Here is a 7,233-nt window from a genome sequence, read left to right on the forward strand (position 1 = left end):
GTCAGGTGACTGACTTTGTTGGGAAACAAACGAAAACCGCCGGCAAACAAAGTTGCAAGGATGAGGACGGAGAGGGCGGACAGGCGCAGCGTGGCTCTTAGACGGCTCACAGCGCGGCGGTCATGCGAACGTGCAACCACCACTGGCATCTGCCCAGCCGTACCGGTCGAATCCCGCGCGTCCATCGCCATATGGTTAATCCTGAAATGCGGCCTTGGGTAGGTAAAAGACGCACTTTGCGTTACGCGAATTCTCTATTCGTGATCACCCTGTTTTATCCATGTCGTTGTCCCAAAACCGGTTCCCACTTTTGGGCGACATGAATTAGCCTGCATCCGGTTGGCGGACATCGATGTCGCTGAGATAGGCAACGACGGTGGCGTGCGAGGTTGCCGCCGTCAGTCCGCCGATCACCAGCACCATCAAGACGACACCGAGATAGCCTGCCGAACCGATGGCGAAATTGCCGAACAGGGCGGTCGCCTGGTCGGCCTGCGGCGTCGCCATATTGCGCGACGACCACCAGGAAAAGACGATGAACACGAGCACTGCGGCGGCACCGCCGGCCGCCGCTCCCTTCATGCCGGTGACCAGGAAATGCCGGCGGAATTCGCGCGCGATAAAGCGTGCCTCGGCGCCGACGCAATGCAGGACTTCGATGATGTGACCGTTGCCGGCCATGGCGCCGCGCGTCGCGAACACCACCGTCAGCACCGTCGCCGACAGCATCAGCGCCAGCACGGCGATGCCGATGGTCACCGTGGTGCGGGCCATCGCCACCAGCCGGTCGACCCAGGTGCGGTGATCGTCGAGCGATGCGCTCGGCAGTTTCGGGGTGATCGCGGCGCGTATGGCGGCGAAATCGGGCGGGCTGTTCTCGTCGATGGTGACGATGATCAGTCGCGGCACCGGCAATTCGTCGATGTTGAGGCCCGAGCCCAGCCAGGGCTCAAGGAGCCGCGCGGTCGCCTCGCGGTCGATGATCCGGGTCGCCTTGACGCCGGGGAATTCGCCGGCGATCTGCGAGGCCTGGGTAAGGGCTGCTTCCATGTCGAGGCCGTCGACCGGCTTGATCTGGATCGTTGCCTCACGTGAAATCTGGTTCTCCCAGACGGACGCTGTGTCGCGCACCAGCGTCACCGCGCCGAAAGTCAGGCAGGACAGGAAGGTCATGATGGCGATGACCAGCACCAGCGCCCGGCCGGCGATGTTCTGCGCCGGCACGATCGGCGCCATCCTGCGCTGGGCGCGCGGCTTTGCTTCGGTCGCCTCGGCGTCCTGCTCCCTTTCCACAAAATGTTCGGCGGACAGTTCAGTCATAGATGTCCAGCCTTCCCCCGGCCAGGATCATGCGGCGCGCGTCGACCTGCTCCATCAAGCCGAGATCGTGGGTGGCGATCACCACGGCGGTGCCGAGACGGTTGAGTTCGATGAACAGCCGCAGCAGGCGTCGCGCCAGCGGCGGATCGACATTGCCGGTCGGTTCGTCGGCGAGCAGGATTTCCGGCTGCTCGATCAGCGCCCGCGCGATCGCGGCGCGCTGCTTCTCGCCACCGGACAGAACCGGCGGCAGCACATGCATGCGTTCGCCCAGCCCGACCCACTTCAACAGCGCGGTGACATCGGTGCGGTAGCTCGCCTCCTCGCGCCCGCGCACGCGCAGCGGCAGCGCGACGTTCTCATAGGTGGTCATGTGGTCGAGCAGCCGAAAATCCTGGAACACCACGCCGATCCGGCGTCTGAGATGCGGCAGCTCGGTGCGGGAAATGCGGGAGCGATCCTTGCCGAAGATGGTGATCAGCCCGCGCGTCGGCTTCAGCGACATGAACAGCAGGCGCAGCAAGGTCGTCTTGCCGGCGCCCGAAGGCCCGCTGAGGAACTGGAAGGAGCGCTCCGGAATGTGCAGGGAGATGTCGCGGAGGATTTCCGGACCCATGCCATAGCGGAGGCCGACATTTTCGAAGCGAATCAATTTCGACGACCTGAAATTCGGCACGGCAGTGAGCCGGCCTGTTCTGGGTAAAGACCATCGGCCGGCATGGTTAACCGGCGGTTAATTCCTAGGCTCTTTCGACTCGTCACGAGGGCTCCGGTGGGGAAGCGTTAACCATTTGTGTTTACGCAAAAGAAACGAAAAGCGAACACGTGCTGCAATGCTGGGGCCATGATGGCTGACGATCGAACCGCGCGCCCGGTTTCCGGCGAAATCATGACCGATCCGACGGCAATTGCCGCGGCGGACCGGTTCATGCGCGGTTCGGCCGCCGACATCGTCGATGCCGATTACGTGGTGATGCCGCGCCCTGCACCTGCCGTGGAAAGCGTTTCGCCGCTGCCGCGTGCGATCGTGATGCCACCCATCGAGGGCATGGACATGCTGCGCAAGCCCGAAGCCCCGCCGGAGCGGCCGCCAGCCTCGCGCGGCGGGCCGATCTTCTGGATCGCCGGCATCGGCGCTGCCTTGGCCGCCTTCTGGGTTTCCGGCGGGCACGCGCTGGTGCGCCAGGTGCCGTTCCTGTCCAGCGCGCAAGCGTCGGCGCTCAGCATTTCGGGCGTCACGTCACGCGTCGATGCTTCCGGACCGAACCCTGCGCTGTTCGTCGATGGCGAGGCCGCCAATGACGGCGCCAAACCGGCGCAGCTGCCGCCGCTTGAAATCCGGGTGACCGGCAATGACGGGCACATCACCCGCTATACGTTGGGGACATCCGGCCGTTCGCTGGCCTCTGGCGAAAGATTCGGCTTTGCCAGCCGGCTCGACGTGCCTAGAAACGGTGTAAGAACTGTATCGGTCACCTTCGCCGAATAGCGTGTGCTGATATTCAGGTGAGACTGGCCGCAAACGGCGGTTTCCTGCGCTTCCGGTGCTCACGTACTTCAGTACGCTCCGCTCCGGTTCTCGGAAACCACCGTTTTCGACTCAGCCTGACCTGAATCTCAACACGTGCTGGGCGTGAACGCGTTTAGGCAAGAAATCAGCGGGGCGAAAAATGCCAATTGTACGCGGCAAGGACATCGAAGTCCTGTTTTCTGCATCGGCGATCGCGCGGCGCAATCTCGAACTCGCCAAGGAGATTGCCGGACACGACTACCATGACCTCCTGGTGATCTCGGTGCTGAAGGGGTCGTTCATCTTCGCCGCAGATCTCATCCGCGCCATGCACGATGTCGGCCTGTCGCCGGAGGTCGAATTCATCTTCATCTCCAGCTATGGCGCCGGCACCAGCAGCGGCGAGGTGAGGGTGCTGCGCGACATCGACAATGAGGTCGCTGGCCGCGACGTGCTGCTGATCGACGACATTCTCGAATCGGGCAAGACGCTGAGCTTCACCCGCGAGCTGATGCTGTCGCGGGGCGCCAAGAGCTGTTCGATCGCCGTGCTGCTCGACAAGCGCATGCGCCGCCAGACCGAACTCAATGCCGATTATGTCGGCTTCGACTGCCCCGACTATTTCGTCGTCGGCTACGGCATGGATGTAGCCCATGCCTTTCGCGAGTTGCCCTTTGTCGGTGTCGTCAAAGGGGATGCCTGAGCGGCAGCAAAAAGGTTTGCTGATCCTCAGCGCTTTCAGGAAAAGTCAACTTTTGGCGGCCAAATATGCCGGCCATGGCAAAGCTTCTGATCGTCGAGGACGATGAGTCCGTCCGCACCCTGGCCGCCCGCGCGCTTGAACGCGCCGGGCACACAATCGATATCGCGGCGGATGGCGCGCAGGGGCTTGCGCTGATCCAGGCCGCGCGTGGCGGCTATGATCTCGTCGTCTCCGATATCCGCATGCCGGAGATGGACGGCATCGAGATGGCGATAGCGGCGGCGACATTGTTTCCCGCCATCAAGATCGTGCTGATGACCGGCTATGCCGACCAGCGCGAGCGCGCCGAGGAATTGAACGGCATCATCCTCGATGTCGTGCAGAAGCCTTTCACGCTGGCTGAAATCCGCTCGCGCGTCGAACGGGCGCTGATCTGCTTCGCCTGATCAGGCTGGGTCGGCGGCAGCGAGCACAGGTGGAGTACTCTTGCGCCGTTCGGTGCTGAGCGCCAGCAGGCCGGCGCCGATGATCAAGGCGGCACCGATCACGGTCGTCGACCGCGGCACCTCGGCGAAGAACAGGAAACCCCACAGCGGCGACCACAGGATGCCGGTATATTCGAAGGTGGCAACGCGGTTGGCCGGCGCCATCCGGTAAGCCTGCGACAGCAGGATCATGCCGGCGGAGGCGACGAAGCCGCAGGCGGCCATCTTTAGAAAATCCGGCAGCGTCGGCCAAAGCCATGGCCGTACCAGGAATTCCAAGCTGGGGTGGACGGCGTGGGTTATGCCGGCAAGGTGAAACGCGCCGGCAACCACGGCGGCGCCAACCAGATAGGCGCCGTTCTGATAGAAGGCCATCACGGTGGACGATTCGGTGTCGCCGATCTTGCGGGCCATCAGCTGCGAAAAACCATAGAGCGCCGCCGAGCCCAGCGACAGCAGCGCTGCCCAGTCGAACAGCCCTGCGCCGGGGCGCAGCATCACGAGGACGCCGAACAAGCCGATCAGCACGGTTGCCAGTGTCTGCCAGGAGACGCGCTCGCCAAGGTAGGGCCCGGCGAGCACCATGATGAACAGCGGCGCCATGAAATAAAGCGCCACCGCATCGGCAAGCGGCAAGGCGGCGATGGCCAGGTAGTACATCGTATAGGAGGTGAACTGGATGAAGGCGCGCACCGTCAGCATGCCGAATCGCTTCGACAGGATCGCCCGCAAGCCAACATCAGCATGGACCAGAACGATGAGGATCGGCAGAGCGACGATCGAGCGGATCGCCATCACCTCGGTCACTGGATAACCGCTCGACACGGCTTTGACGAGCGGATCCTGCAGCGAAAAGACCAGCACGCCGAGGCACAGGCTCAGGATGCCGCCCACCATCCGATTTTGCATCTGCATCCAGGCTCCTGCGCGTACGATCCGAAGCTGCCGCCTGCGGGGTAAAAAGAACCCGCCACCGTTTCGGGCAGCGGGCACGAGTGAGGACTCTTGATTGGTCCGCGGCTGATTTCGCAGCCGCATATCCAATGGGTGAGGCGACTATCATCCGCCGTTTGACATGTTGCAAACGAATTGGAATGATGCCAGCAATCAAATTCTCTTATGGCGGATTTCATGCGGCCGACCCTCGACAGCGACCTCCTGCGCACCTTCGTGGCGATTGCCGAGACCGGCAATTTCACCAAGGCGGCGGAGCAGGCCGGCCGCACCCAATCCGCGGGGTCGATGCAGATGAAGAAGCTCGAAGATCTGATCGGCGCCAGCCTGTTCGAGCGCGGTTCGCGCGGCGTCGCGTTGACGCGGCGCGGCGGCGAACTCATCGTCAACGCCCGCCGCATCGTCTCGCTGCTCGACGAGACGTCGGCATCGATGGCGGCAGCGCCGCTTGGCGGGCCGGTGCGCATCGGCATTCCGGAGGAATATGGCCACGCCATCCTATCGCGCGCGCTCGGCGCTTTCTCGAAGCGTCATACGCAGGTCGAGGTCACCGTGCGCTATGCCCATTCCGGGGCACAGATGGCGGCGCTCGCTGCCGGCGAGCTCGATCTGTGCGTGGTGTTCGAATGGCAGGATCCCGCCGGCGGCGAAGTGCTGATGCACGACCCGACCGTGTGGGTGACATCGTCCCTGCATCACATGCATGAGGAACAGCCGGTGCCGATCGCGCTCTACAACCGGGCCGGCTGGTGCAAGGACTTCGCCATCAAATCGTTGGAGCAGCGCGATCTTGCCTATCGTGTCGCCTATACCAGCGACACCACCGGCGGCCTCAAGCTCGCCGTCACCTCCGGACTGGCGATCGCGCCGATCTCGCGCAGCAACATTCCGGACGGCTGTCGTGAACTGACCACGGCGGACGGATTCGGCGCCATCGATTCCTCGAACGTGGTGATGCACCGCAACCCGAACGCGTCAGGCGAGGCGATCGACGGCATGCAGGATGCGATCCGCGAAGCCTTCGTCAACAGGCTCAGTCAGCCGGCGGCATCCTCGTAGAAATGCAGCCTGTTGCCGAACGGATCGGCGACCGATACCTCGCGGGTCTTCCAAGGCGTCTCTTCCACGCCTGGCCTGGCGAAGCGGTAGTTTTTGCCGGTCAGCTCGCCATGAAGAGCCGTGATGTCCTCGACCTCGATGCGCAGGGCGATGCCGGGTGCACCGTCGCCATGATGTTCGCTGAGATGCAGGACGCAGCCGTCGCGGCCGATCGCCATGTAGAGCGGCGCGTCGTCGGCGAAGCGATGTTCCCACTGCACCTTGAAGTCGAGGAAGCCGACATAGAATTCACGCGCCTTGGCAATGTCGAAGATGCGCAGGATGGGTGTGACGGCGCCAAGTCTGGGCATGGTGGTGCAACCGTGCGAGAGGGTTTTCAGGTGGGATGGACGGGGGCGGCAATCCCCTTGTTTTTTCGCAATTCCGGACGGAAAACCGCTTCACACATTTCCTGGAATTGCTCTATTTCAGCTCGAGCAGCCGTTCCAGATAGCTGCGTTCGATGTCAGGGCTGAGCGCATTGCCGAGCCGCTTGCGGATCGCTTCCAGAATCTGGCGGGCGCGCTGGACGTCGATCTCGTCGGGCACCTTCACCGAATCGCCGAAATCGGGACCCTGGCTGGCGCGCGGCCGGCCGAGCGGATCGCGATCGGCGTTCTGCTGGCGGCCGCCTTCCTCGCCGCCACCCTGGTCGCCCTGCATGGCCTGCATCTGCTTCATCATGTCCTTGGCGCCCTTGCGCAGCGCTTCCAGCGCCCGGCCCTGATGGCCGACGGCCGCATCGCCTTCGCCCTCGCCGAGTGCCTGTTCGGCATTGCCCATGGACTTGCCGGCCTCGCCAAATCCTTCATTGGGCTCCATACCCATGCCTTCGAGGCCCTTCTTCAGCTGTTCGAGGTCGCTCTGCAACTGGCCCTGGCCCTGCTGCAGCTGTTTCAGCGCATCGGCGAATTCCTGGGGCGTCATCGGCTTTTGCCGGGCGAGCGGATCGCGGTCTTCGCCGACGCCGGGTCTGTCCTCGTCCTGGCCGCCTTCGCCGAGCTGCTCGTCACGGTTCTGCCCGCGCTGGCGCTCGCCGCGCTGCATCTGATCCATGCGGAAGGTGTCGTTCATCATCTCCTGCTGACGGCGCAGGATCTCGCCCAACTTGTCCATCTGCTGGCGCATCTCGCTGTCCTGCTGGCCGCCTTGCTGCTGACGGC

General features: G+C 63.5%; 9 protein-coding genes and 1 pseudogene. 4 read left to right on the top strand and 6 right to left on the bottom strand.

Going from position 1 to position 7,233, the window contains the following annotated elements:
- The 3 genes and pseudogenes from EN969_RS10100 to ftsE all read right to left on the bottom strand — a co-directional run.
- Window positions 1-191 (bottom strand): annotated as a pseudogene (locus tag EN969_RS10100) (YdcF family protein); the annotation flags it as partial.
- 133 nt (window positions 192-324) lie between these two features.
- Window positions 325-1,320, bottom strand: a complete 996-nt coding sequence (locus EN969_RS10105; RefSeq protein WP_127419100.1) for an ABC transporter permease — start codon at window positions 1,318-1,320, stop codon at window positions 325-327.
- Window positions 1,313-1,972 (bottom strand): cell division ATP-binding protein FtsE, encoded by a 660-nt coding sequence (ftsE, locus tag EN969_RS10110; protein ID WP_127419101.1) that lies wholly within the window; start codon window positions 1,970-1,972, stop codon window positions 1,313-1,315. The genes EN969_RS10105 and ftsE overlap by 8 nt, the downstream gene beginning before the upstream one ends.
- A 192-nt stretch (window positions 1,973-2,164) precedes the next feature.
- On the opposite strand from ftsE, the gene EN969_RS10115 reads away from it, so the two are divergent.
- The 3 genes from EN969_RS10115 (at window position 2,165) to EN969_RS10125 (ending at window position 3,979) form a co-directional block, all read left to right on the top strand.
- Entirely contained in the window at window positions 2,165-2,809 is a 645-nt protein-coding gene (locus EN969_RS10115; RefSeq protein WP_063169091.1) for a hypothetical protein, read from the top strand.
- Between the two features lie 181 nt (window positions 2,810-2,990).
- Complete coding sequence (gene hpt, locus EN969_RS10120; RefSeq protein ID WP_013529401.1) at window positions 2,991-3,533, top strand: hypoxanthine phosphoribosyltransferase; 543 nt, start codon at window positions 2,991-2,993, stop codon at window positions 3,531-3,533.
- A gap of 74 nt (window positions 3,534-3,607) precedes the next feature.
- Window positions 3,608-3,979 carry a response regulator gene (locus EN969_RS10125; RefSeq protein ID WP_063170346.1) on the top strand — a complete coding sequence of 124 codons (372 nt, stop codon included), beginning with the start codon at window positions 3,608-3,610 and terminating at the stop codon, window positions 3,977-3,979.
- On the opposite strand, the gene EN969_RS10130 is transcribed toward EN969_RS10125, so the two are convergent.
- Complete coding sequence (locus tag EN969_RS10130) at window positions 3,980-4,927, bottom strand: DMT family transporter (RefSeq protein WP_024503766.1); 948 nt, start codon at window positions 4,925-4,927, stop codon at window positions 3,980-3,982. It abuts the gene before it with no gap.
- Window positions 4,928-5,149: 222 nt separating this feature from the next.
- Between EN969_RS10130 and EN969_RS10135 the strand changes: the two genes are divergently transcribed.
- Window positions 5,150-6,031: a LysR substrate-binding domain-containing protein gene (locus EN969_RS10135; RefSeq protein ID WP_127419102.1), complete on the top strand. Its 882-nt coding sequence runs from the start codon at window positions 5,150-5,152 to the stop codon at window positions 6,029-6,031.
- Here EN969_RS10135 and EN969_RS10140 read toward each other — a convergent pair.
- Together EN969_RS10140 and EN969_RS10145 are read right to left on the bottom strand one after the other, a co-directional pair.
- The gene (locus tag EN969_RS10140) at window positions 6,010-6,381 is read right to left on the bottom strand and encodes a glyoxalase superfamily protein (protein ID WP_063169090.1); all 372 of its coding nucleotides are present in this window, start codon (window positions 6,379-6,381) and stop codon (window positions 6,010-6,012) included. The two genes, EN969_RS10135 and EN969_RS10140, sit on opposite strands and share 22 nt — an antisense overlap.
- 112 nt (window positions 6,382-6,493) lie before the next feature.
- A partial coding sequence (locus EN969_RS10145; protein ID WP_127419103.1) for a DUF4175 family protein occupies window positions 6,494-7,233 on the bottom strand: 740 nt, incomplete at its 5' end.

The organism is Mesorhizobium sp. M7A.F.Ca.CA.003.01.2.1, from assembly GCF_003998945.1.
Lineage (GTDB): Bacteria > Pseudomonadota > Alphaproteobacteria > Rhizobiales > Rhizobiaceae > Mesorhizobium > Mesorhizobium ciceri.

Bases quoted from the DNA above. Each gene is read 5' to 3' on its own strand.
- EN969_RS10115 (WP_063169091.1), top strand. From the start codon at position 2,165: ATGATGGCTGACGATCGAACCGCGCGCCCGGTTTCCGGCGAAATCATG.
- hpt (WP_013529401.1), top strand. From the start codon at position 2,991: ATGCCAATTGTACGCGGCAAGGACATCGAAGTCCTGTTTTCTGCATCG.
- EN969_RS10105 (WP_127419100.1), bottom strand. From the start codon at position 1,320: ATGACTGAACTGTCCGCCGAACATTTTGTGGAAAGGGAGCAGGACGCC.
- EN969_RS10135 (WP_127419102.1), top strand. From the start codon at position 5,150: ATGCGGCCGACCCTCGACAGCGACCTCCTGCGCACCTTCGTGGCGATT.
- EN969_RS10125 (WP_063170346.1), top strand. From the start codon at position 3,608: ATGGCAAAGCTTCTGATCGTCGAGGACGATGAGTCCGTCCGCACCCTG.
- EN969_RS10130 (WP_024503766.1), bottom strand. From the start codon at position 4,927: ATGCAAAATCGGATGGTGGGCGGCATCCTGAGCCTGTGCCTCGGCGTG.
- EN969_RS10140 (WP_063169090.1), bottom strand. From the start codon at position 6,381: ATGCCCAGACTTGGCGCCGTCACACCCATCCTGCGCATCTTCGACATT.